General features: G+C 41.4%; 19 protein-coding genes and 1 pseudogene. 16 read left to right on the top strand and 4 right to left on the bottom strand.

The features are described 5' to 3' along the window. Positions 1 to 125 precede the first annotated feature (125 nt). Positions 126 to 1,430 (bottom strand): RNA-guided endonuclease InsQ/TnpB family protein, encoded by a 1,305-nt coding sequence (locus AC4CU0_RS15150; RefSeq protein WP_180036181.1) that lies wholly within the window; start codon positions 1,428 to 1,430, stop codon positions 126 to 128. Between the two features lie 58 nt (positions 1,431 to 1,488). Here AC4CU0_RS15150 and tnpA point away from each other — a divergent pair, with 58 nt between their 5' ends. From tnpA to AC4CU0_RS15130, 4 genes and pseudogenes are all read left to right on the top strand, one after another. Then, positions 1,489 to 1,887, top strand: a complete 399-nt coding sequence (gene tnpA / locus AC4CU0_RS15145; protein ID WP_180036180.1) for an IS200/IS605 family transposase — start codon at positions 1,489 to 1,491, stop codon at positions 1,885 to 1,887. A 656-nt stretch (positions 1,888 to 2,543) separates the two neighbouring features. Continuing rightward, entirely contained in the window at positions 2,544 to 4,199 is a 1,656-nt protein-coding gene (locus AC4CU0_RS15140) for an HNH endonuclease signature motif containing protein (RefSeq protein ID WP_180036179.1), read from the top strand. Positions 4,200 to 4,737: 538 nt separating this feature from the next. Beyond that, positions 4,738 to 5,970: an ATP-binding protein gene (locus tag AC4CU0_RS15135; RefSeq protein ID WP_001255534.1), complete on the top strand. Its 1,233-nt coding sequence runs from the start codon at positions 4,738 to 4,740 to the stop codon at positions 5,968 to 5,970. A 38-nt stretch (positions 5,971 to 6,008) separates the two neighbouring features. Continuing rightward, a pseudogene (locus AC4CU0_RS15130) lies at positions 6,009 to 6,110 on the top strand (HNH endonuclease signature motif containing protein); the annotation flags it as partial. A gap of 131 nt (positions 6,111 to 6,241) precedes the next feature. Here the strand turns inward: AC4CU0_RS15130 and AC4CU0_RS15125 are convergent. Then, positions 6,242 to 6,571, bottom strand: coding sequence for a DUF4236 domain-containing protein (locus tag AC4CU0_RS15125; protein WP_000506885.1), 330 nt, complete (start codon positions 6,569 to 6,571; stop codon positions 6,242 to 6,244). Positions 6,572 to 6,779: 208 nt separating this feature from the next. On the opposite strand from AC4CU0_RS15125, the gene AC4CU0_RS15120 reads away from it, so the two are divergent. From AC4CU0_RS15120 to AC4CU0_RS15075, 10 genes are all read left to right on the top strand, one after another. After that, positions 6,780 to 7,646 carry a helix-turn-helix transcriptional regulator gene (locus tag AC4CU0_RS15120; RefSeq protein ID WP_029574627.1) on the top strand — a complete coding sequence of 289 codons (867 nt, stop codon included), beginning with the start codon at positions 6,780 to 6,782 and terminating at the stop codon, positions 7,644 to 7,646. 10 nt (positions 7,647 to 7,656) lie between these two features. After that, the gene (locus AC4CU0_RS15115) at positions 7,657 to 8,268 is read left to right on the top strand and encodes a DUF1819 family protein (protein ID WP_121523422.1); all 612 of its coding nucleotides are present in this window, start codon (positions 7,657 to 7,659) and stop codon (positions 8,266 to 8,268) included. Between the two features lie 16 nt (positions 8,269 to 8,284). After that, a complete protein-coding gene (locus tag AC4CU0_RS15110) occupies positions 8,285 to 8,860 on the top strand; it encodes a DUF1788 domain-containing protein (RefSeq protein WP_002010699.1) in 576 nt (191 codons plus the stop codon). Positions 8,861 to 8,901: 41 nt separating this feature from the next. Then, entirely contained in the window at positions 8,902 to 12,582 is a 3,681-nt protein-coding gene (brxC, locus tag AC4CU0_RS15105; RefSeq protein ID WP_490743542.1) for a BREX system P-loop protein BrxC, read from the top strand. 46 nt (positions 12,583 to 12,628) lie between these two features. Continuing rightward, the gene (gene pglX / locus AC4CU0_RS15100) at positions 12,629 to 16,093 is read left to right on the top strand and encodes a BREX-1 system adenine-specific DNA-methyltransferase PglX (protein WP_490743541.1); all 3,465 of its coding nucleotides are present in this window, start codon (positions 12,629 to 12,631) and stop codon (positions 16,091 to 16,093) included. A gap of 43 nt (positions 16,094 to 16,136) precedes the next feature. Continuing rightward, the gene (pglZ, locus tag AC4CU0_RS15095) at positions 16,137 to 18,761 is read left to right on the top strand and encodes a BREX-1 system phosphatase PglZ type A (protein WP_490743540.1); all 2,625 of its coding nucleotides are present in this window, start codon (positions 16,137 to 16,139) and stop codon (positions 18,759 to 18,761) included. A 29-nt stretch (positions 18,762 to 18,790) separates the two neighbouring features. After that, positions 18,791 to 20,830: a protease Lon-related BREX system protein BrxL gene (brxL, locus tag AC4CU0_RS15090; protein ID WP_034680344.1), complete on the top strand. Its 2,040-nt coding sequence runs from the start codon at positions 18,791 to 18,793 to the stop codon at positions 20,828 to 20,830. 153 nt (positions 20,831 to 20,983) lie between these two features. Then, a complete protein-coding gene (locus AC4CU0_RS15085; protein WP_490743539.1) occupies positions 20,984 to 21,247 on the top strand; it encodes a hypothetical protein in 264 nt (87 codons plus the stop codon). Positions 21,248 to 21,537: 290 nt separating this feature from the next. Continuing rightward, positions 21,538 to 22,104 (top strand): recombinase family protein, encoded by a 567-nt coding sequence (locus tag AC4CU0_RS15080; RefSeq protein WP_004282172.1) that lies wholly within the window; start codon positions 21,538 to 21,540, stop codon positions 22,102 to 22,104. A gap of 332 nt (positions 22,105 to 22,436) precedes the next feature. Beyond that, complete coding sequence (locus AC4CU0_RS15075; RefSeq protein ID WP_004812234.1) at positions 22,437 to 22,664, top strand: hypothetical protein; 228 nt, start codon at positions 22,437 to 22,439, stop codon at positions 22,662 to 22,664. Positions 22,665 to 22,896: 232 nt separating this feature from the next. Here AC4CU0_RS15075 and AC4CU0_RS15070 read toward each other — a convergent pair whose 3' ends face one another. Both AC4CU0_RS15070 and AC4CU0_RS15065 read right to left on the bottom strand, forming a co-directional pair. Beyond that, a complete protein-coding gene (locus AC4CU0_RS15070; protein ID WP_000042163.1) occupies positions 22,897 to 23,328 on the bottom strand; it encodes a MarR family winged helix-turn-helix transcriptional regulator in 432 nt (143 codons plus the stop codon). Between the two features lie 6 nt (positions 23,329 to 23,334). Then, complete coding sequence (locus AC4CU0_RS15065; RefSeq protein WP_004786455.1) at positions 23,335 to 23,763, bottom strand: organic hydroperoxide resistance protein; 429 nt, start codon at positions 23,761 to 23,763, stop codon at positions 23,335 to 23,337. A 177-nt stretch (positions 23,764 to 23,940) separates the two neighbouring features. On the opposite strand from AC4CU0_RS15065, the gene AC4CU0_RS15060 reads away from it, so the two are divergent. Both AC4CU0_RS15060 and AC4CU0_RS15055 read left to right on the top strand, forming a co-directional pair. Further along, on the top strand, positions 23,941 to 24,189 hold the full coding sequence (locus AC4CU0_RS15060) for a type II toxin-antitoxin system HicA family toxin (RefSeq protein WP_004812233.1): 249 nt from the start codon (positions 23,941 to 23,943) through the stop codon (positions 24,187 to 24,189). Continuing rightward, positions 24,186 to 24,518 (top strand): type II toxin-antitoxin system HicB family antitoxin, encoded by a 333-nt coding sequence (locus AC4CU0_RS15055; protein WP_004812232.1) that lies wholly within the window; start codon positions 24,186 to 24,188, stop codon positions 24,516 to 24,518. Before AC4CU0_RS15060 ends, AC4CU0_RS15055 begins: the two co-directional genes overlap by 4 nt. Positions 24,519 to 24,601 lie beyond the last annotated feature (83 nt).

Below are 24,601 nucleotides of genomic sequence, written 5' to 3'. Positions count from 1 at the left end.
CGTGTGCATAAATATCATTTACCTGACTACATCATACCTTGCATTTAATATGCTGCTAGAAGCCGTTTGACATACTCCCACCACTTTCACGATGTTCAAGTGGGGGATTCTAAAAGCAAATGCTCTTAGGCGACTTCCTTACGGATTTCGCTGGCTTTCTGCTTCGTAGGGCGACCTTTACCGCATCTTCCCTCCACAGACAAAACGGTGTGCCCCACCGCCAAAATGTTGCGAGAAGCGTTTATATCCGCATTCTCACTAAAGCCACACTCAATACACTCAAATTTTGCCTGAGTGAGCCTATTTTCTTTTGCAACATGACCGCATGAACTACAAGTCTGACTTGTATATTTGGGGTCAACTTTAACGAGTAAACCACCTCGCCATTGTTGCTTGTACTCCAACATACCCACAAGCATTGACCAACCTTGATCTAGGATTGATTTGTTTAAGCCTGATTTGGCTTTCACATTCTTTCCTTTTTTCTCAATTGTTCCGCTTGCTGACTTCGACATATTGGCTACTTTTAAGTCCTCAACTACGATCATTGCGTGGTTTTTGCTGAGAGTTGTCGTGACTTTGTGTAAGTAGTCATGCCGAATATTGGCAATATGATGGTGTAACTTGTTAATTTTTAAATTAAGTTTTTTCCAATTTTTGCTGAATTTTGTTTTCTTTTTTATCTTGCGTTGAAGTCTAGCCAACTTTACTTGATTGGCTTTAAAACTATTGATCGGGTCGAAAACCTGACCTGTTGAGGTTGTCACCAATTTTTTGATGCCAAGATCAACACCAATGGCTGATTTTGATGGATGGATAGGGGTTTCTAATGTGCTTTCAACACCAAAAGAAATATACCACTTCCCAACATGCTTTGAGATTGTGACGTTTTTAATATCACCTAAAATATCTTGTGATTTTCTGAATTTCACAACACCAATATCGTTAGGCAACTTAACCTGATTGCCTTTAACCCAACAGTATCTATCAAACTGAACAATACGAATCGAATCATAACCATCGGATTTCTTTTTAAATCGTGGCATGAGTGGTCGAAGTTGAACTTCACTGCCATCCGCTAATTTAAAGAATTTTGGTTTTTTAGGCTTGAAAGGCTTTTGTTTTAACTTGGCTTGTTCTTTTTTATCGAAGAATTTAGCCCAAGCATCGCCAAGATCACGAACTTTTTGTTGAAGTGAAACACCATTTGAACTGTTTTCTAAAAAAGCACATTCAGGCTTTTTGCGTAGTTCAGGGATTTTATTAACTAAATTAACTTTATTGATTCGCTCATTATTAGCAAGCATCTCAAATGAGAGAGCTAATATTTGATTCCAAACAAAACGTGCAGAGCCAAGCAACTTGTTTAAAACAAGCTCCTGTTCCGCATTAGGCTCAAGCCTAAATTTATACGCTTTGTTGATTTTCATAAATGAGTGTGTATGTGTTAATATATATAAATACTAGCATTAAACAAGCATTCAAACAATGACTGAAATATATAAAAATCGACATTCAGCCTTTAATTTACACGTACATTTAGTATTTATTACCAAGTACAGAAAGAAAATTTTAGGTGAGTTGCATCATAAATATTTTACTGAGTGTGTGTCTGAAATTTGCAAAGAATTTGATGCGGAATTAAAGGAATGTAATGGTGAAGCTGACCATATTCACATGCTTATTCAGTATCCACCGACAGTTCAGCTTAGTAAATTGGTGAATAACTTAAAATCAGTAACAAGCAGAAAAATGAGGAATGAGTTTTTAGATTTACGTGGTAGTTATGCAAAACCTGTTTTGTGGTCACGCTCATATTTTGCAGGGTCGTGTGGTGGTGCTTCTTTGGACATTATTAAAACATATATTCAAAACCAACAAGGTTAAAATCTGTGAAATTCACCTCTACCCTGACTGTCGGGTGGAGTCCTCTTTCACGTTAAGATAGCATCCTTCCTTGTGCAAATAGCCTAAGCATATATCGTTCAACCTAATGGGCCTAGGAATCAGCGACTTTGATTTGTTCTTTGCTTTCAATTTGATCCATATGTTATCGATTTATATTTTTTTATTTAAAAATGAATAAAAAAATTCTAATTCGGTTTGACCAAAGAAAAAGATACCCATATGATAATTACGTTACAGCAAAATCTGTAATCGGGCGTGGAAACCTGAAAATTACTACAGAAGCATTAAAACCGCTTTAGCGGTTTTTTGTGCTTATTATGCTTAGTTTGCCATTATGGTAGGCCAGGCAGGGCAGTCTATGACTGGCCGTCTTCTGTAGTGCGGTATTTCCACCCCTGTTTGGTCTACCTCCATCTCGTGGAAAAGATGGTTGTAGATAGTTAATTCTAAACTACAGGTACTAAACATGAAGATTTTATTATCTAATCCCCCCATTTCTCTTAGGTCTCTTTTGTTAGCGCTGACTGGATATTGACGGTCATTTAATTCACAGCTTTAACCAAATCGAACTATATACATTTTCAAATTTCGTACTTGAGCGAAAGTAGGAAAGTGTTGCCTGGAGAAAATAAGAAATGGGTTCTACACGACTATTGACCAATATTATTCAGCGTAAAGTCATGTTGCCAGAAGAAATGTCACCTTCAATGCAGCGTGACAATTTTGAAGTGGCACTGACTGATTTTGAAAAGCATCCAATCATCAAATGTTTATTTAAGGCGGATAACCAGCGTTCTACGGAATGTTGGAGCGTGCAAGAAATTGCAAACTTTATTGAGGATTGCACAGAAGATCAAAACATCAATTTATGCATTTTGTATTGGAAAGATATACACGGCAATATTTACATTATTGATGGAGCACATCGTCTTTCCTGTATCTATGCGTGGATTAATAGATATTTTGCGGATGAGCAAGTCACTCAATCACCTAATTTCAATGATCCACAAAAACAAGATATTCGTTACCTCCGCAATTATTTAGGAGATCTCGCTGATTTTCAAAAAATTTGTACTGATGCCGAATTCGCAGAAAAAAAATCGAAATTAGGCGATATTAAAATCAGTTTCAGGCAGGTACTGGGAACTCCGGAAGATGCGCGACGGGTATTTCAATCGATTAACTCAGATACTAAACGTTTAGATAAATATGAGGAATATCACCTAAGAAATCGCGGTAGTGACGCGTATTATGCGATCTATGCCTGTTGTTATATCAATGACAATAAATCTAACCTAGAAGAGCTCCAATATACACGTTTAAATGAGTTGATTGAGTTAGGGGAGAGGATCCACCAGCTACTTTTTTCGACCATTTTATTAGACAATGAAATGAGTCATGGCAAAAAAATTGGCTTGGTCAATGAGCTGATGAATATCATTGCGGGTGATCAGATTCATAATATTATGAGTCTGAATCAGGGGGAGCGCGTTGAAAACCTAATGTCGCATCTGTTGACTATTCTTTGCAGAATAGCGACGCCTGTAAAAAATGCTGGGGTTCCGAGTTTGGGCTTACATCCATACTTATATTTTTATAAGGATCAGCGTTTTCAGATTACTTCTTTTCTTGCATGGTTTTCAATTGTGTATGAAATTCATGAAAGCCGCATGCAGATTCATCATCGAACGATTAGTTTCAAGGACTTCACCCGGGTACGCCGTAGTATTGAGTTCTTGATCGCCAATTTCCCCGTGGCGACCACCGAAACGGTCGGCAAGTTCGGCAGTGGTATCAAGGGCTATGATCGGCTACAAATTGTCTATAAAGCCTTTATTTGCTTAAGCTTGGAAATGGATGTTGATCTTGATGATGAGAAATGCCTGAATACCTTTATTCTGTCCATGTCTAAGGCCTTCAAGTACATAAACTTTAACGAGTTCTATGTCGAAAGGTTTTTGGGTGGTTATGATGATGCAGTAGTCAAGAATGTGGTGGGATATGTGGAGTCGATTAGTCCAATTTCTCGGTCAAAGCCAAAGGCCTTTTCGGCATTAACCAAGAGTCTGCTTAAGCACAATTTTCTGGTGGGTAATCATAACTTTTGCCTCATTTGTGATGGATTGATCTATCTTGATTCTACTGAATCGGATCATAGGATTGCCAAAGCCGTAGGTGGGCAAGGCGTTCTAGAGAATGGCCTGCTAGTTCATCCCATCTGTAATAGGATGAAATCAGATCTGAGCCTGGAAGAGATTAGAGCGGATTTGTTTGGTGAATTACTGTATTGAGCAGCAGAGGGGGTAAATTAATTTTCTAAAATTTATCAATGATTTAACTTTTGATATATTCAGCCAATGTGGTTGTTTTTAATTCACTTTAGAATCACAACCAGAAACTAGCTGTAGTTTCTGAATGACCGTCAAGGTCCTTAGTTTCGCCCATAGATTCCCTCTGTGGGCTTTTTTTTGATCAAAAATTGTATAGATGCCCTAAAATAAACCTTTTAGCATTTCATAAGCAATGAGGATTAAGGCTGAGACCATCAGCACAACAAAAATGAGTTCCACTCTAGTTAACATATTAATTCCTTTTACTTTTCACTTAATTTATATAGCAGTTAACTCGTAGCATCAATGAAATAACATAACATGGAAAATAATCAAAAAGACAGAATTTGGATTTTGATCAGATCTACTGTTTGCATGCTTCAACAGTAGCTTTGAATGTTTCACTTAAACTTTAAATTTTTTTAAAATTGAATATTTTTACATCTAGGTTCTAAACTTTGATAGAATTTATTAAAACTTTAGATTCTAAGTGTAAATAATGAGAAGCGCTAATATTCGACGTGATGGCTACTTAAAATTTCTGAATACATGGCAAGACCGTGATGTCATTAAAGTACTTTCAGGTGTGCGTCGCTCTGGAAAATCCACCTTATTGGCGATGTTTCAACAAGACCTAAAAGCACAGGGTGTACAAGCCGAAAACATCATTGCCATCAACTTCGAATTTATGGAATTTGAAGAACTCACCGATTACCGTAAACTACATGATTATGTATTGTCCAAAGTTGATAAAAGTAAAAAAAACTATGTTTTTTTAGATGAAATACAACATGTTACAAATTTTGAGAAAGTAGTCGACTCTTTATATGTTCGGGATTATATCGATTTATATATTACAGGCTCAAATGCATTCTTTCTAAGTGGAGAACTTGCGACTTTACTTACAGGACGCTATATCGAGCAACATGTTCTACCTCTGTCATTCCAAGAATTTAAACAGTGGCATATTGAAAATAATCCGATCATCCAACAATTATCCAATCGTGATTTGTATGCCATGTATACGCGCAGTAGTTTCCCTTATACGCTTGCCATGACTAGCCAGCAGGAAACTTATGATTACTTGCAAGCGGTCTATGCCAGTGTAATGTTTAAAGATGTTATTCCCCGTTTGAATACTGCCGATATTAATTCTCTCGAGCGTGTCGCAAGATATTTGGCAAGCGTGACAGGCTCACCTATTTCCATCAATAAAATTAAAAATACCTTTGTTTCAAGTGGGGTTAAAATTTCATTTGAAACAGTGAAACGCTATATTCAGGGCTTACAGGACAGTTTGTTATTTTATAGTGCCGCACAATTTAAAGTACGCGGGCGTGAGTTATTACAATCCTCTGAAAAATACTATTTAGTTGATGTCGGATTGCGCCGGATTATGTTGCCTGATGCTAATGCTGATCAAGGTCATATCTTAGAAAATGTGATTTATCTTGAGCTTGTCAGACGAGGTTATACGGTCTATGTAGGGCGGGTTGATGAATATGAAATTGATTTTGTTGCTGTCGATACTTTACAGAATTTAACTTATTATCAGGTGGCATTAGAAACGCTCAATGAGGAGACACTCAGCCGAGAGTTACGTCCATTACAGAAAATTTCTGATTCGTATCCCAAGTATTTGCTTACCTTAGACACGATAGGGACTGAAGCGAATTATAATGGTATTGTAAAAATGAGTGCTCTCGATTGGTTGCTATCTGAAAATAAGTAAAGTTGAGGGTAGACATGGATACTCTTATTTATTAATTAAAACTCAAAGACTTTTCAGCATTAACCAAGAGTGTGATCAAGCATAATTTCTGCTCCATTTGTGATGGATTGATTTACCTCGACTCGATTGAGTCAGATCATCATGATTGAGCCAGAGTCGCTTACTGAAAGTAGCGAGAATTGCGCTGGAGTTTCTGAAGGATATTAATTCCTTAGTTTGCCCATTCATCCATCTGGGCATTTTTTTTGATTAAAATACAATGCTGTTCTTGCTAAAAAATGACGGCACCCACCATAAAACACAATATTCCAAAAATAATCCAAGGCCAGATCTTTGTCTTCGGTTGTTCTAAATTCTGAGGATTATATTCCGTGTGTTCTAGCGATGTCGGTTGTGGAACACGGGTCTTTTTAGAGTAAGGCTGGTGTTTAGAGTAAGATAGTCCCGTACCTGGAATACCGACACTGGTTCGCGTACCTTTTTTCCCAATATTTAGAGAAGCACCAGGTTTGCCAATGCTGGCACTGCTGATGCCTTTATGGGTCAGATTAATTTTAAAACCCGGGAATAATTTAATACTTTTACGAAATCTAAAACCCATATTGCTCTCATTCTAAAACTTAGCTCAATTCACGCGCTATACTAGGATCCATGATCTGCTAGAGATCGTACTTTGACGGCTATCATCAGGATACTAGTATATTTTTTATCTGATGATTGCAATACTACCTTTAAATACCGTCAAAAATGTTTACTGTATATTTGCTGTAGGGTAATCTTAAAGCTGCTATTTATTGACTGATTGGTATATGACGACAGATAAGCATGAAGTCCTGCTACGAATGCGAGCGATCGAGCTGCTTGCTTACTGGGAAGGTCGTTTGGTTACCAATCGTTTGATGAGCTGGTTTGGGCTCAGTCGACAGCAGGCTTCTGCGGATATCAAGCGCTATAATACGCTGTATAACCCCGATGCCTTGATTCATGACCCCTCAGTCAAGGGTTATGTGCCTAAAGCCAGCTTCCAGCCTGTACTGACTACAGCGCATATCAATGAATATCTCAATATGCTGTCAGGCTTGGTTAGTGAATCGCATGCCCTGATAGCGATGCCAGAACCGAATCTTGCAGCAGTTCAATTACCTGATCGCAGTGTACGTCCTGAAGTGATTCGGGAAGTTTTGCGTGCCTGCCGAAACCAAAACACTTTAAAAATGATTTATGCCTCGATGCAGAATCCGCAGTGGCATGAACGCATCATTTCCCCACACACCCTGGTGTATACCGGTTTTCGCTGGCATGTCCGTGCCTATTGCCATCAGAGCAAGCAGTTTAAGGACTTTTTACTCTCCAGGATTGATCGCACACCTGTTGTGGTGGCGATTGAGTCAGTAGACCCTGCTCAGGATCAGCAATGGAATGAAGAAATTGTACTGACGCTGATCCCTAATCCAAAATTGAACTCATCACAACAAGTGCTGGTCGAAAAAGACTTCGGCATGCCTGATGGCAGATTACAGATTCCGGTGAAAAAAGCCCTGGCTCACTATACCTTGCAGCGATATCAGGCCGCGATCACGCTGGCTGAGGCGGATGATGCCTTGAAATATCCCTTGGTACTACAACGCTCAGATATCGAAAAGCTGTCGTCTTACCTGTTTGATCAGGCCTCATAGGAGATTGGCCATGTTAGAACAATTTCATTATGACAGTGACCTGATTGGTGGCTCCCTGATGGTGCGTGAAAGCCGGCTGATCGCTGATCTGTTATTACGAGAAGCGACTCCAGAACAATGGCATCAGGCAATTCAGATTGACAATATTCTGCAAAAAAGAACGCCTGCTTCAGCCCAACGTAACGCCACTGCCATTCGTAAGCGTCTTGAGCGCTTAGAGCCTGATTTCTGGAAAGCTTTGCGTGATGGGGATGATGAGCTGGCGACCCAGGTGGCTTTTTGTGGCGCACTGGAACGCAACCTGTTGCTGCTTGAGTTTATGGAAACGGTGATGAGGGATGCCTATATCTCCCAGGCGCAATACTTGGACAGTTATATCTGGTCAGATTTTCTGGATGAACGCTCACAACGTGATCCGGATATCTGTGATTGGAAAGAGTCCAGCAAGAAAAAAATGGGGCAGGTGGTGTTTCGCATGCTGGCAGAAGCCGGTTACTTAAAAAGTACCCGTAAGCTGGAGTTGCAGCGCGTGATCGTCAGAGCAGAGCTGCGTAGCCTGTTGGAAGAACATTATAAACAACGCATTAAAAGATCTATGGAAGTGTCGGTATGGACGCGTTAGTTGTAGAGGGGCAGCAATGAGTCAAACAATACATGAGCGTCTGAACCAGATTCCAGAGCGAATTCTTTCCACCGAGTTTCTCACCGGGCAAGGACTGGGCAATGAAATTGGCTTCTGGATTTTTGATTATGCACCTGAAGATGAGTTGAAAGTGCGCGAATATCTGCATTTTCTAGACGGGATGCTGGAGAAAAAACACAGTCAGCTGAAGGTGGTGAATATCAACCTGCTGCAAGCCGTGGTGGATTATCTGGCTGAGCGTAACTTCATCGATAAAGCCATTCAAATGCAAAAAGCCAAAGGCGATGAAGCGCTGCTCAAAGCCTTAAAGGGCCCACTGCATATGGATAAGTTCGCGCCTTATCTGGTGAGTAAATATGCCACCAATGCGCAAGATATTGTGTTGATGACTGGGGTAGGGTCGGTTTGGCCACTGTTACGTGCCCATCACTTATTGAATAGTTTGCATTCGTTACTGGGGCATAAGCCAGTGGTGCTGTTTTACCCAGGCTATTACGACGGTCAAGCGATGAGTTTATTTGGAAAAATTCCAAGCAACAATTACTACAGAGCATTCAGATTAGTGCCTTAAACACGGCAAATAGAAATAAGAATTCGGGGGAATGGATTGAGATGAACATTAAAGAACTTTTTTACAAGCCATTAGATCGTGCAATAAACGGGGTGGTCAAGGCAGACCAGAATGACAATACCACGGTATATCAGGAACTCGATGAATACGTGGTCACCAATGAGCTGGAAAAGCATTTTCGTGACTTTTTCCAGTCTTATGGCACAGATCTAAGCGATCCTTCGATTGCCAACCGAGTCGGTGTGTGGATTTCAGGTTTCTTTGGTTCTGGTAAATCACATTTCCTGAAAACCTTGTCGTATATTCTGGCCAATAAAGTGGCACGTGACGCGGAAGGTAACGAACGCAGTGCTGCAGAATTCTTTGATGAAAGCAAAATCCGGGATGCGTTTATCCGTGCGGATATTGGTAAAGCGGTTAGTCATCATGCCGATGTCATCCTATTTAATATAGACAGTAAAGCCAGCTCCAATGATGACGGCAATCCGATTCTGAATGTGTTTTTACGCGTGTTTAACGAGTATCAGGGTTTTAGTGCTGACCATCCACATATTGCACATATGGAACGTCACCTGAGCCAGAAAGGGGTGTATGAGCGCTTTAAACAGGCTTTTGAAGAATCTAGCGGCATGTCTTGGCTAGAAGAACGTGACGGCTATCAGTTCTATCAGGATGATGTCGAAACCGCAATTTCCCAAGCCCTCAACTTATCAGCAGAAGCTGCGCATAAATGGTTTGAAGATTCTGAGCAGACCTTTAGTGTTTCGGTTGAAAACTTCTGTCAGTGGGTGAAAGAATACTTAGATAGCAAAGGACCCCAGCAACGCATGTTGTTCTTGGTAGATGAAGTGGGGCAGTTTATTGGAAGCGATACCCGCTTGATGCTGACACTGCAAACCATTACTGAAAACCTGGGTACGATTTGTAAAGGTCGGGCCTGGATTATTGTCACCTCACAGGCAGACATCGATGCTGTTTTAGGTGAGATGTCTTCTTCCAAAGCCAATGACTTCTCCAAGATTGCTGGACGTTTTAAAACCCGTTTATCACTGTCCAGTTCCAATACCGATGAAGTCATCCAGAAACGTTTATTACGCAAAACCCCAGAAGCAGAAGCATTGCTCAGATCGGTGTTTGAGCAAAAGGGCGATATCTTAAAAAATCAGATTACCTTTGACCGTTCAGGTCCAACCCTCAAGAACTATGAGGGGCCAGAAAGTTTTATTCATAACTATCCTTTTGCGCCGTACCATTTCCAGCTGGTGCAAAAAGTATTTGAAGAAATCCGTAAAGTCGGTGCGACCGGTGCACACTTGGCCTATGGTGAACGGTCCATGCTGGATGCGTTCCAGATGGCCGCGAATGCGATTGCCACAGATGAAGTCGGGGCACTGGTTCCTTTCCACCGCTTCTATACTTCAGTGGAAGGCTTCCTGGATACAGCAGTGAAGCGTACCATCGACCAGGCAGGGCAGAATAAGACCCTGGATGGTTTTGATGTGCAGATGCTGCGTACCCTGTTCATGATCCGCTATGTCGATATCATCAAAGGCACATTGGATAACCTGGTGACTTTGTCGATTGAGAAAATTGATGAAGATAAGCTGGCATTGCGCAAGCGGATTGAAGAGAGCCTGCAGCGTCTGGAAAAAGAGAGCCTGATTACCCGCAATGGTGATGAGTTCCTGTTCCTGACCAATGAAGAGCGGGACATTACCCGCAAAATTAAAGCCACTGACTTAGCAGCTTCAGAAGAAAATAAAGAGTTAGCCAATCTGATCTTTAAAGATTTACTGCGCGATCAGAACAAATACCGCCATCAAGCCAACAAGATGGACTATCAGATTGGTCGTTTCCTAGATAGCCATAGCCTGGATGGCAAGTATGAGAGCGATTTGAAAGTTGAAATCATTTCTCCACTGGATACGGAATACAACCTCTACACTGAAGCTTACTGTATTGGTAAAAGTACTCAGGCCGAAGGACAAGTGCTGTTTAAACTGGCAGACGATAAACAGTTCTTTAATGAACTGCGCACCTGGCTGAAAACCAATAAATTCATCCGCTTAAATGATGATGGCACTCAGTCCGATATTTCCCGTATTCTGGCAGACCGTGGTCGTGAGAATCAGGAGCGTAAAAAACGCCTGCGTGCCCGGGTCGAAGAAATATTGCTGGACGCGGAAAGTTATGCCTTGGGTCAACATCTACAACTTTCATCTTCAAGTCCAACCACCAAGCTGGATGAGGCTTGTCGTTATTTGCTGGAAAACACCTATACCAAACTGAGCTATTTGCAGGTCTATCAGCAGGATGCCTGGCGTGAACTGAACGCCGTCTTGACTGTGGATGATATGGCGCAGCTCGGATTGTCTCTGGATGGCGGACAGAGCAATCCGAAAGCCCTACAGGAAGTGGAGCAGTACATTGCACTACGGGCCACTGGTACAGAGCGTATTCTAGTCTCAGATGTGATAGATCGTTTTGCCAAACGTCCTTATGGCTGGCCGGATGCCGAGATTTTACTGCTGGTGGGGCAGTTGGCGGCAATGGGGCGGGTTTCACTGCAGCTAAATGGCGGCAGCTTACAGTTAAAAGATGCCTTTGAGCCTTTACAAAACAGCCGCCGTCGCCGTGATGTGTCGATCATTAAAAAACGCCAGACTGATGATCAGGTGTTGAAACAGGCACGCCAACTGACCCAAGACCTATTCTCGGCCATGGGACCAGCGACAGAAAAAGAGCTGTTTGAATTCTATACCCAACATTTTAAAAACTGGTTAGCCAACTTTAAGTCGTATAAGAGTAAAACTGATGTCGGGCAGTTCCCGGGTAAGAAAGTGATTGAAAAGTCGATTCTGACTTTGGAACGTCTGCTGGCCAATAGCGACAGCTTCGATTTCTTTAAGGCCGTGGTTGAGAACAAGGACGACTATCTGGATCTGGAAGAAGACTACCGTGATATTCATGAATTCTTTAGTAACCAGATGCCGAGCTGGCAACAACTGCAACAGGCCTTACGTCATTTTGAGAAGAACAAACAGGCATTGGGCAGTGATGAGGTGGCAAAAAAAGCCCTCTCCGAATTACATCGTATTGCCACCCTTGAATCGCCCTATGGCCTGTTAAATAAAGTGGCTGATTTGGTTCGCACAGTGGAAAGCGTCAATGAGCAATTGCTGACTGAGAAGCGCAACCAGGCGATAGAACACATTGATGACAAGATCAAGCAGCTGGAAGCCGAGATTAAAAACAGTGGCATCGCTACCGCTGAGCTGAGTAACAAGCTATTACGCCCACTACAACTGCTGAAAACGGATATTGAAGTGGAAACTAGCCTGTCCACCATCTATATGCTGCAAACCCAAACCAGCGTCGAGCGTTTTGATGAAGCCTTGTATGAGTTGGAAAGCGAAGTTGAGGCGGAAATCCAGCGTCAGGCCAAAGCGGCACAACTGGCTCAGAGCAAAGCCGAGAGTGTAACCAACACTGCAACCACCTCCAGCCCAGCTACATCAGCACCTGCTGCGAGTCCTGTAAAGCCCGCAATCGCCGTAGTGCCACCGAAACCAGTGGTAGAAGTTGATGTTGCTAGCATTTACAGCAAAACCTCCAGCAGTGTCTATCTGGAAACAGAAGAATCAGTGGATCAGTTTGTAGACGCACTTAAAGCTGAATTGAAAAAAATTGTGAGTGATAAAAAGCGTGTGCGTATCCGCTAACTTGGGTTAGGGATATCAGCATCAGTCATTAATTAAAGGTTTAAAGATGAATACCAGTAATATTAAAAAATACGCACCGCAAGCACGAAATGATTTTATCGCAGCCATGCGCAAGCAGGCCGCCAAGTATGGCATCACCGCAGACAGCATTTTACCGGCTGAACAGAAAGGCGACTTGCTGCTGATTGGCGATCAGGTTTTTCCACTCTCAGTCATGAAACCACGTGAGAAGCTGATCAAACGCATTCAAACCAGCAGTTTTGAGCAGACGATTGATTATATCGCTTACAGCTGGTTTAACCGTCTCTGTGCGATTCGCTACATGGAATGCAAAGGCTTACTCGATCATGGCCGCCGTGTGTTGAGTAGTGCTGATGGCAGTGCCGGCTTGCCACAGATTTTGGAAGAATGTCTGGATATCGACCTACCGGGTTTAGATGCTAGCCGTGTGGCTGAGCTTAAGCTGGATGGCAATAAAGACGAAGAGCTGTATCGTGAGCTGTTACTGGCTCAATGTCATGCGTTGAATCAAGTCATGCCACTCCTGTTCGAACAGGTGTCGGATGAGTCTGAACTACTGTTACCGGATAACCTGACCAAAACCGACTCTTTGATACGTGATTTAGTGACCAGTATTCCGGAAGAAGATTGGTCGGATGTGCAGATTATTGGCTGGTTATATCAATTCTATATTTCTGAAAAGAAAGACCAGGTGATTGGTAAAGTCGTCAAGAGTGAGGATATTCCTGCAGCGACGCAACTCTTCACCCCGAACTGGATTGTGAAATACCTGGTACAGAATAGTGTCGGTTGTCTATGGATGATGGCACAGCCGGATAGTACGCTTGCCAGTGAGTGGGAATACTATATTCAGCCAGTTGAGCAAAGCGACGAAGTCAATGCACAGCTGAAACAGCTGATTGATGTGAGGATCAGTGAAGATGGCGATACTTTAAACCCTGAAAGCATTACGGTACTCGATCCAGCTTGTGGTTCGGGGCATATTCTGGTGGAAGCTTATGACTGCTTAAAAGCGATTTATTTAGAACGTGGTTACCGTAGCCGGGATATTCCACGTTTGATTCTGGAGAATAACCTGTACGGCATTGATATTGATACCCGTGCGGCACAATTGGCGAGTTTTGCGCTATTGATGAAAGCACGTGAGGATGACCGCCGTTTATTTAGCAATCCACCGAAGCTGAATATTATTGCACTGCAAGATAGTCAACCTGAACGTTTAGACGCATTGAATCAGGATTTGGCAAATACCGGTATTGCTCAGGCTGATTTAAAAGAGCTGCTGGACTTGTTTGAACATGCCTCGACCTTTGGTTCTTTGATTCAAATCCCTGAAGCATTCGCTAAGAAACTGTCTGATTTAGAAACAAAGCTAAATACAGCAGTAGAATCAGGGGATATTTTTTCGCAGCAATCAGCACAAGAATTATTACCTTTATTACAACAAGTTAAATTACTCGCTAAACAATATGATGCTGTCATTGCCAACCCGCCTTATATGGGTGGTAAGGGCATGAATACAGCACTTAAAGATTTTGCCAAAAAGCAATTCCCAGACAGCAAGTCAGATTTGTTTGCCATGTTTATTGAACGTGGTTTTAACTGGTGTAAGGACAGTGGCTTTAATAGCATGGTCACCATGCAAAGTTGGATGTTCTTGTCGTCTTATGAAGCAATGCGTGAAAAGTTGCTACAGGATCGGACTTTGTCTTGTATGGTGCATATGGGCAATGGGGTAATGGGAATTGCCTTTGGTACAGCTGCTACAGTCATGATAAATAACCATATAAGGAATTATTCGGGTAGTTTTTCCTATTGTGAAAATAATGATTTAAATGAAAATGGGGTTCCCAAACATTTCCCTGTACAAAATGAGCGACTAAAAACAGCAAAACCAGATGATTTTAAGAAAATTCCAGGTAGTCCAGTGGCGTATTGGGTGGAATCGTGGAGCTATAAGTTATTCGAAAAATGTAACTTACTTAATGATAGGGCTGTAAAGGGATTAGATACCAATGGTTCTATAGATTACTTTTTACGAATGTGGCAAGAAATTAGTATAAATAAAAGTTCAATATTAGGAGGGAAAAAATGGTTTCCATTAGCTAAAGGGGGAGAATATCGTAAATGGTATGGTAATCATGACTATTTTATTAATTATGAAGAAAATGGAAAGCAACTACGTGAAAATAAAGCTAATTTAAGGAATTCTGAAAAATATTTCCAAGAGGGTCTAACTTGGACTGTAGTTACATCAGGTGGATTTAGCGTCAGGTATTTACCTTCTGGGTTCTTGTTTGACCAAGGAGGGTCCGCGATTTTTTCTAAGAATGATGAATTTAGTTGGATGAAGTTATCAGCATCATTGAACTCTAAGTTAGGCAGAATGATTGCTAAAGATTTATGCCCAACTTTAAATTTCACTACAGGTGATGTTAATAAGATTCCAGTTCTAGTCGCAGACAATGTCCAAATAAATGCTTGTAAAGCAGTAAATTTAGCTAAATTTAACTGGGATTCCTACGAAACTTCATGGGATTTTACTCAAAATACAGTTATTCGTACTCAGCAGCTAAATCTAGAACAAGCGTTTAATGCATGGCAACAGCAAAATGCTGATGCCGTGGCTGAAATGAAACGTCTGGAAGAAGAAAACAATAAGCTGTTTATTGACGCTTATGGTTTACAGGATGAACTGACTCCAGAAGTTCCTGATGCGCAAATCACGCTCACCCGTGCCAACCGTGAAAAAGACAGCCAGCGTTTAGTGTCTTATGCACTTGGTTGCATGATGGGGCGTTATAGCTTGGACGAACCAGGTCTGATCTATGCCCATGCAGGCAATCAAGACTTTGATGCCAACCGTTATCAAACATTCCCAGCCGATGCAGACGGTATTATTCCACTGACCGAAATGCACTGGTTTGAAGACGATGCTACACACCGTATTCGAGAGTTCTTAACTGCGGTTTGGGGTAAAGACACACTAGACGCTAATATGCTGTGGTTGGCAGAAAGCTTGGACAAAAAAGCCAATGAAACCGCTGAAGATACAATCCGCCGTTACTTAGCAAGCAAGTTCTATAAAGACCACATGCAGACCTATAAAAAGCGACCGATCTACTGGTTGTTTAGCAGTGGTAAACAAGGCGCTTTCCAGGCGTTGGTATACTTGCACCGCTATAACGAAAGTACTTTGGCACGTATGCGTACCGAATACGTGATGCCACTGATTTCAAAAATGGCAGCGATGGTTAATTCTTTGCAAAGTGAAATCGAAAACAGTGATTCAGCTGCTGAAATTAAACGTAAAGAGAAAGAATTACAGAACTTACATAAACAACAGGCTGAACTGAGTAGCTTTGAGGAAAAACTGCGTCACTATGCCGATCAGCGTATATCACTGGATCTAGATGATGGGGTGAAAGTGAACTACGGTAAGTTTGGGGACTTGTTGGCTGAAGTGAAAGCTGTGACGGGGGAAAAGTGATGAATAGCTTTTCTTCCACACTAGATCATGCAGAGGTGGTTGCATGAACTTAAGTCAACTTCAACAAGGCCTGGAACAAGCCTTTTATACTGAACAGAACCGAATTGTCTTTTGGTATGATGCAGAACAGTCATTTACTGAAGAAATCAAAGCCCTAGAGCTAAATGATGTCCAGATTCTGAATATGGCAGAAGAATCCAGCCTTGCGATTAAGCTTAAACTGGAACTTGAGGATCAGCAGGGCAAATACTTGCTGTATTTCCCAAGCCCAGAGCCTGAGACCGAAAAAGACTGGTTACTGGATATCAAGCTGTATTCACGCAGCTTCTATGCCGATCGTTTCTCGATTATTTTCAATGAGCTGGGTTTACAGCAGCAGAGTCTAAGAGAACATCTGGCCAAACGTGAAGAATTCCTTAAAGCCAAAGCCCGTCTGAGCACCTTGAAACGCTATATTCAGTCTGATGCAGATGAACAGAATCTGGATATGGCCATGATTGCAGCTGTGGTCAAGGCCGACAGTGCCGAACTTATGCATATCGTTCTGGCACTGGCAGATGAAATGGTACAGCAGAACCTGGCTCTGGAAGTCAATCCGGAATCCTTTGCTGAACTGGAAAAATTCCAACTGGTGCCAGCTTTAGTCACCGCATTACAGGCGGAAATTGGTTATCCAGCATCGGTTGAAGAATTGAATGGGGAAGCACCATTCAAGCTCGGTACGTTCTTTATCCGTTTGATGAGCACAGGTTTCTGTGAAAGCCTGGGCGATATACCGCTATGGGCTCAAGAACTGGTGATGTCATCTGTCAGTTCACGTGCAACAGCTAGAGCCTTTTTGTCGTGCTGGAGAGACAGCTCCAAATACTACCCAACCTTCGATACACTCTCCCAGACCGTGGCCAATGCACTGCGGATCCAAGAAAAGGTCGGGGCTTTTGATTTGGAGCAGCTGCTCGATGTCATGACTTTTGAAGTGATTGAACAAAAGATCATTGTTGATTTGGCCAGTCATATCCCTGCAGCAGCCAAAGCTGAACTGGAACATTTCAGAACGATTATTTCTACCCGTCTGGATGGCTATTGGGCGTCCAAACATAAGGACGATGCAACCCGCCGTAAATACCGTACCGTCTATACAGCGTTGCAGGCAGCGATTGAGCTGTTCAGCCTGCGACTGCTGTTTGATGCCGGTTTCTATTTCGACTCTAGCGAAGCCTTGTATAAAGCCTACGAGCAAGAGTTGTATCGCTTTGATATGGCCTATCGCCACTACAGTGCTGCTTCTCAACGCGCTCATGTCGATATCCTGAAAAAACTCGATGAAGAAGTCGAAAATTGCTATTCCTACTGGTTTATTGACCACTTGGCACGTAACTGGGGAGAGCGGGTTGAAGCTGAGCAACGCTTGAATGTTTGGAAAGTGGCAGATATCCCAAATCAGCAGAACTTCTACGATACTCACGTCAGATCCTTACTCAGTTCTGCAACGAAACGCCGTATTGTGGTAATTATCAGTGATGCTTTCCGCTATGAAGCTGCGGTAGAATTGCGTGATCGTATCAATGAAAAGCGTTATTCTGAAGCGACCTTGTCTTCACAGCTGGGTGTTGTACCCAGTTACACCACACTTGGCATGGCCTCGTTGTTGCCGCATCAAACTTTGGAGTACAAAGAGGCCGCAGGGGATGATGTTTTAGTAGATGGACAATCCAGCAAGGGTACTGCAGCACGATCCAAAATTCTGGCGGCCTATAATGGTCTGGCAGTCACCGCTGAAATGGTAAAAGGCTGGTCGCGTGATGAAGGCCGTGAAGCGCTGAAAGACCATGAGCTGATTTACGTTTATCACAACGTGATTGATGCACGCGGTGACAGCGCCTCGACAGAATCAGAAACCTTTATGGCGGTAGAACATGCCATTGAAGAGCTGACCGAACTCAGCCGCAAAATCTTAATGCACTTCAATATTTCTACCCTGTTGATTACAGCCGACCATGGCTTCCTGTTCCAGCAAAGTAAACTGGAATCTGCGGATCGTTCAAGCTTGACTGAAAAACCTACCAATACATTGAAGAGCAAAAAACGCTATGTGATTGGGCATGGTTTACCAGAGAGCAAGGAAGCCTGGAAAGGCTCAACCCAAGCTACGGCAGGCACATTATCTGCGACTGATTTTTGGATTCCAAAAGGGGCGAACCGTTTCCATTTTGTAGGAGGCTCACGTTTCGTGCATGGCGGCATCATGCCTCAGGAAATTGTGGTGCCGGTATTGACTGTAAAACAGCTACGTGGTGAAAAGGCTGGACAGCGCACCAAGCGTAAAGTTGAGGTCATTTCTACCAAATCCACGCTGAAGATGGTCAATAACATCCAGAAGTTTGATTTGATGCAAACTGAAGCTGTCAGTGAGCTGGTCATGCCAGTGACTTTATCCATTGCCATTTATGATGGGGATCTCAAAGTTTCCAGTGAAGAAACTTTGACTTTTGATAGCAGTACAGACTCTGTTGCCGATCGGGTCAAGCAGGTCAGGCTGTCATTGTCTGGCACTGATTTTGACCGTAAGAAAGATTACTTCCTGGTACTGAAGGACAAAGACCTGAATATCGAGATGCAACGCTATAAGGTCACCATTGATTTGGCATTTACCGATGACTTCTTCTAATAACGAATTAACGATAGAGCGTAGCCTACATGGAATCTGCTAACGATAAAGAACTGGATCAGCTGCTGAATGAACACTTTGCTGGGCGGGTGGTACGCAAGGATCTAACTAAACTGATCAAAGAAGGGGCCAATGTCCCGGTCTATGTACTCGAATACCTGCTAGGGATGTACTGTGCTTCGGATGATCCAGAGATCATTGAACAGGGACTACGTAACGTAAAGACCGTACTGGCTGAGAACTACGTCCGACCGGATGAAGCCGAGAAGGTGAAATCCCTGGTCCGTGAACGGGGCAGTTATAAGGTCATTGATCGGGTGACTGTAAAGCTGAATGAGCGTAAAGACAAATACGAAGCATCATTTAGTAATCTGGGCATCAAAGATGCCGAAATCTCGGCAGGCATCGTCAAAGAGTATGAAAAATTACTTGTTGGTGGTATCTGGGTCATTGCTACGCTCAGTTACTATTTTGAAGAAGGACAAACCAATTCTCCATTTGGGGTGAGTTTACTCAAGCCGATTCAAATGCCGAATATGAATATGGATGAACTTTTCAGTGGCAGAGCAGCATTAAGCACTGATCAGTGGCGCGAGAGTTTAATCCGTTCGATCGGCATGGAACCGGCTTCGTTAAAAGAGGACGTGCAATGGCACCTATTAGCGCGTATGGTTCCGTTCGTTGAAAATAACTATAACGTCTGTGAACTTGGACCACGCGGTACCGGGAAAAGCCATATTTACAAAGAGTGTTCACCGAATAGTATTCTAGTTTCAGGTGGGCAAACCACTGTCGCCAATCTGTTCTATAACATGAGTAGCCGCCGTATTGGTCTGGTGGGGTTGTGGGATGTGGTGGCCTTTGATGAAGTTGCCGGTATTTCCTTTAAGGATAAAGATGGCGTTCAGATCATGAAAGACTACATGGCCTCAGGATCTTTTGCCCGTGGTCGTGAACAGATGGAAGCCTCAGCTTCGATGGTTTTTGTGGGTAATATTAACCAAAGTGTTGAATCCCTGGTCAAAACCAGCCATCTATTGGCACCTTTCCCTGAAGCAATGATCGATTCAGCATTCTTTGATCGCTTTCATGCCTATATCCCGGGTTGGGAAATTCCAAAAATGCGTCCGGAGTTCTTCACCAACCGTTATGGTCTAATCGTTGATTATCTGGCTGAATTCTTCCGGGAAATGCGTAAGCGTAGTTTTGCGGATGCCATTGAGAAGTACTTCAAACTCGGAAATAACCTGAATCAGCGCGATGTGATTGCCGTTCGCAAGACGGTTTCTGGATTGATGAAGTTGCTCTACCCACACGGTCAGTTTAATAAAGAAGATGTACGGCAATGCTTGGAATATGCGCTGCAGGTGCGCCGTCGGGTCAAAGAACAGCTGAAGAAAATTGGAGGGATGGAATTCTATGATGTGCATTTCAGCTATATCGATAATGATACCTTAGAAGAACATTTTGTATCGGTAAAAGAGCAGGGGGGAGGTGGACTGATTCCTGAAGGTCCTGCTAAACCAGGTTTCCTGTATACCATTGGCCTCAGTAATAAGGGCATGCCAGGCTTATACCGCTTAGAACTTCAAGTCACTAAAGGTTCAGGAAAGTTGGCGACATCTGGCTTATGGAACTCAAGCAGTGCCAAAGAACAGGTCAAGATTGCTTTTGATTACTTCAAGGCCAATGCATCCCGGATTTCGGGTGGCAGTAAGGTGCTGGAACATGACTTCCACTTACATGTGGTTGAATTACAGAATACCGGGCCGCTCAGCCATCTTGCCTTACCAAGTTTAGTGGCTTTCGCTTCTGGCCTGTTAGGACGATCGGTACAAAGTCAGATGGTGGTACTGGGTGATATGAGTTTGGGTGGTTCTGTGACTCCGGTGGAAAGTATTGCCGAATGTCTGCAAGTTGCTTTTGATGCTGGTGCCAAGAAGGTTGCTTTGCCAATGAGTAGTGCGGCAGATATCCCTACGATTCCTGTGGAACTGTTTACCAAGTTCCAGACCAGTTTCTATGCAGATCCGGTGGATGCTGTGTTTAAGGGGCTGGGAGTGGATTGAATGTAGTCGTATTTTAAGATGATAAGGAAATGGCTCTGTAAATATTTAACAATATCAATATATTGATGAATAAGATAACAGAGTCATTTTTCTTAAAAAGAATGGAATTTTCCTGCTTGGACAAGCGATGGTATTTTATAGAGATGAGCACAAGTGAATAAAGTTCTTAAAAAACAAATCGCTTTTTTTATTCTGCTTCTTTGTGGTGTCGGTCTCTATAATTATAAGGGGATACAACCGCAACAACAGCCTGATGAATCAATAGAGCGAGCTCAACAAAGAGAAGCAGAGTTCATGCAAAGAAAGGCAGAATATATTGCGAAACATGGTGGACTAATTCCTGCTGCACAGCAAATGCATCAGGAATTAGCACACAAGAATGGTGTGCTGCTTATTGAACCACCCTCCACAAACTGAACCGTACCGGGTTTGTCGGAGACCACTATTCGTTCAATATTTCATGAATTTAGTTAGATTCTTTACCTAATCCCAATTCTAGATAACTTACTTTTTATAAGCTTGTTTATAAAAGTAAGAAGTGTTATTTTTATATGTAAAAATAGGGTATACCCTAAAGTTACAATCTGAAAGTTCATGAAATTATGTATCATTTAAATGATTTTTAATCATAAATAACATGTAACTTTAGTATTAAGGATTTATAATTTACGAAATTGTTCATTTTTATCCAATTGGGGCGTGAAAAATTGAAAGGCCAAAAAGTAGGGTATATCCGGGTAAGTTCTGTCGAGCAAAACACTGGACGTCAACTTGAGGGAATTGAAGTCGACCGGATTTTTGTTGACCGTGCTTCAGGTAAAAATACTGACCGACCTAAATTTCAGGAAATGTTGAACTATGTCCGGGAAGGGGACAGGGTGATTGTACATTCCATGGATCGTTTTGCGCGAAGCCTGAAAGATTTGGTCACTGAAGTAGATAAACTGGTCAAACGAGGGATTGCCATCCAGTTTGTAAAAGAAAATATTACTTTTACGGCCGAATCCACCCCGATGGATAATTTGATGCTGCAATTGATGGGTGCTTTTGCACAGTTCGAACGTGAGATAATTTTAGAGCGGCAAAAGGAAGGAATAAAACTCGCCTCTGCTCAGGGGAAGTACAAAGGTCGGGTGCATAAACTAAAGCCTGACCAAGCTGAAGCTTTACGACAAGCATGGAGGGAAGGGAAGTATCCATCAAAAATGGCATTAGGAAAAGCTTTTGGGATTAGTCGTCAGGCGGTATACCGATATTTACAAGTTAGTGAATAGCTTATTGGGATTGGCAACTAAATTTAGTTTAACTTATAAAAATCATGAAACATTGTTCGAATTTTAAGCGTGGAACATAAATAATCAATAAAAAGCCGCTCTGGTACCCTATGCCCCACAACGGCTTGATCTAATATACTGAAATTTAATGATAAATATCAAGTATTTCGTATAAGGTGTATTATGTTATTTTTAGAAAAACTTAACTTAAATAGATAAATCTAATATATTATCTTTCTCACAATTTCATAAATATCAATTATCTAATAAGCTTTAAATCCTCTTGCTAAGTCTGTATGCTGTTTTATCAGAAAGATACTATAGAGGGTAATATGCATAGTTTTTCTGTAAAAGAATTGGATCAGTTGATTGAAAATGATCTAAAGGAAAAGAAAAAATCTAGTAAGTTATTGATTGGATATAAACTATTTAATGATCTAATGAATGACCCTAAATTTTATGCAGAAGTGACAGATTCAGCCCTGAGTGCCACAAAACGAAAATATAAGAACCTCAAGATCAAGATTACGACGGATAAATATCAACTTCATTTTGAATAAAACATAAAAAAGAGAGCTAGCAGCTCTCTTTTTTATGATAGAAGTGTACTCACTAGTACACTTCTATCATATCCATTTTACATAATGGTCATTATGAATAGTTATTACAATTTCATTAATTATCATATAGATATATTTTTTTGACTTCGTATAAGGTGTATTATGTTTATTTTAGAAAAACTAATTGATTCTTGAAAGTAAACAGGCTTCCATTATCAGATATTAAGAGGTCTCAAATTCTTTCTGATAATAGATTAACTAATACTTTTAATTCATCTCGTAATTGATTTAAGTTATCAAACTCAATGTTCTTGGTAAGCTCTTTAGGAATCTTTTCTGCTTCAGCAGATAAGTCTCGCCCTTTATCTTTTAATGAAATAAGAACTCGTCTTTCATCATTAGGATCACGTGATCGATTAATTAGACCAGATGTCTCCATTCTTTTTAATAGTGGGGTTAATGTTCCACTATCAAGATGTAAAATTTGTCCAAGATCACCCACACTTACACATTCTTTTTCCCACAAAACCAACATCACTAAATATTGAGGATAAGTGAGTCCGAGAGGTGTAAGAAAAGGGCGATAAGCTTTTACGATTAAATTAGATGCAGCATAAATAGGAAAACATAGTTGCTCATCTAAGCAAAGCTGATTCTTGGACATAGCTTTTTATTTGGTATAGACAGTGGTAGACACCTGTATATTACCTCGAATAGCATTGGAATAAGGACATACTTGATGCGTTTGTTCCACGATTTTCTCTGCATCAGCTTGTGAAATACCTGAAAGTGTGACATCTAAGTGTACTGTCAAGGCAAATCCACCATTGCCATTAGCAACCATTCCAACAGTACTCAGGACCTCTACATCGTTATCACGGATTTTATATTCTTTATTGCTACGAGTTACATGGATCACTGCATTTCCAAAGCATGCAGCATAGCCAGCTGCAAATAATTGTTCAGGATTCGTTGCATCACCTTTACCACCTAATTCTTTTGGCAAAGCCAATTTTAGTTCTAAGATACCATCTTCACTACGAATATTTCCTGAACGTCCACCGATTGCTTTAACCTGGGTAGAATAAAGATTACTCATTTTGATTACCTTTAAATAAATACATTGTGTGCAATATAATTGCACACAATGTATTTATGTCAACTGTTTTTTATATTCCATTTAACATAATGGTTGTTATATGAAATGCAACTAAATTCAGTTGCATTTTTTAATTTCAGGGGACTATACTTAGTCGTAACTGAGTAGGGCTAAAATATGGGTAAAACGGAAAAGTTATTGGAAAAATTTGGAAATTCAAAAAATACGTTTCCATATAAAGATTTAGTCGTTTTACTGAGCCAGCTCGGCTATGAAAAATTTGAAATGGCAGGCTCTCGTGTTCGGTTTTTTAATGAAAAAACTGAACATATGATTTTACTGCATAGACCACACCCTGAAAATGAAATCAAAGGTGGGGCATTGAAAGCTGTAAAACAGGCACTCAAGCAGGAGGGATTTTTATGAGCTATTTAAAATACAAAGGTTATCTCGGAACAATTGAGCCTGATCTTGAAACAGGTGAGTTATTTGGAAAACTTGCTTTTATTCGTGATCTTATCACCTATGAAGCGGAAACTTTAAAAGCCCTTGAGAAAGCTTTTCAGGAATCTGTAGACGGCTATTTAGAATCATGTGCTGAACTAGGAAAATCTCCTGATCAACCATTCAAAGGCACTTTTAATGTCCGTATTAGCCCTGAATTGCACCGTAAGGCGGTTTTAGCATCAAGTAATTCTCTAAATGCCTTTGTCAGTGATGCGATTCAAGAAAAGTTAATGCGTTTAGGTGCGTAATTTATTGAAGCCTAGGCTACTACCTAAAAATTGAAAAACTCAGCAAAAATGGGAGCTTAAAGCTCCCATTTTTAGTTTTGTAT

It is taken from the genome of Acinetobacter sp. LipI_15 (assembly GCF_058242865.1).
Note: the sequence above shows the minus strand (reverse complement) of the source record. Positions and strands in the feature narration are given on the sequence as shown.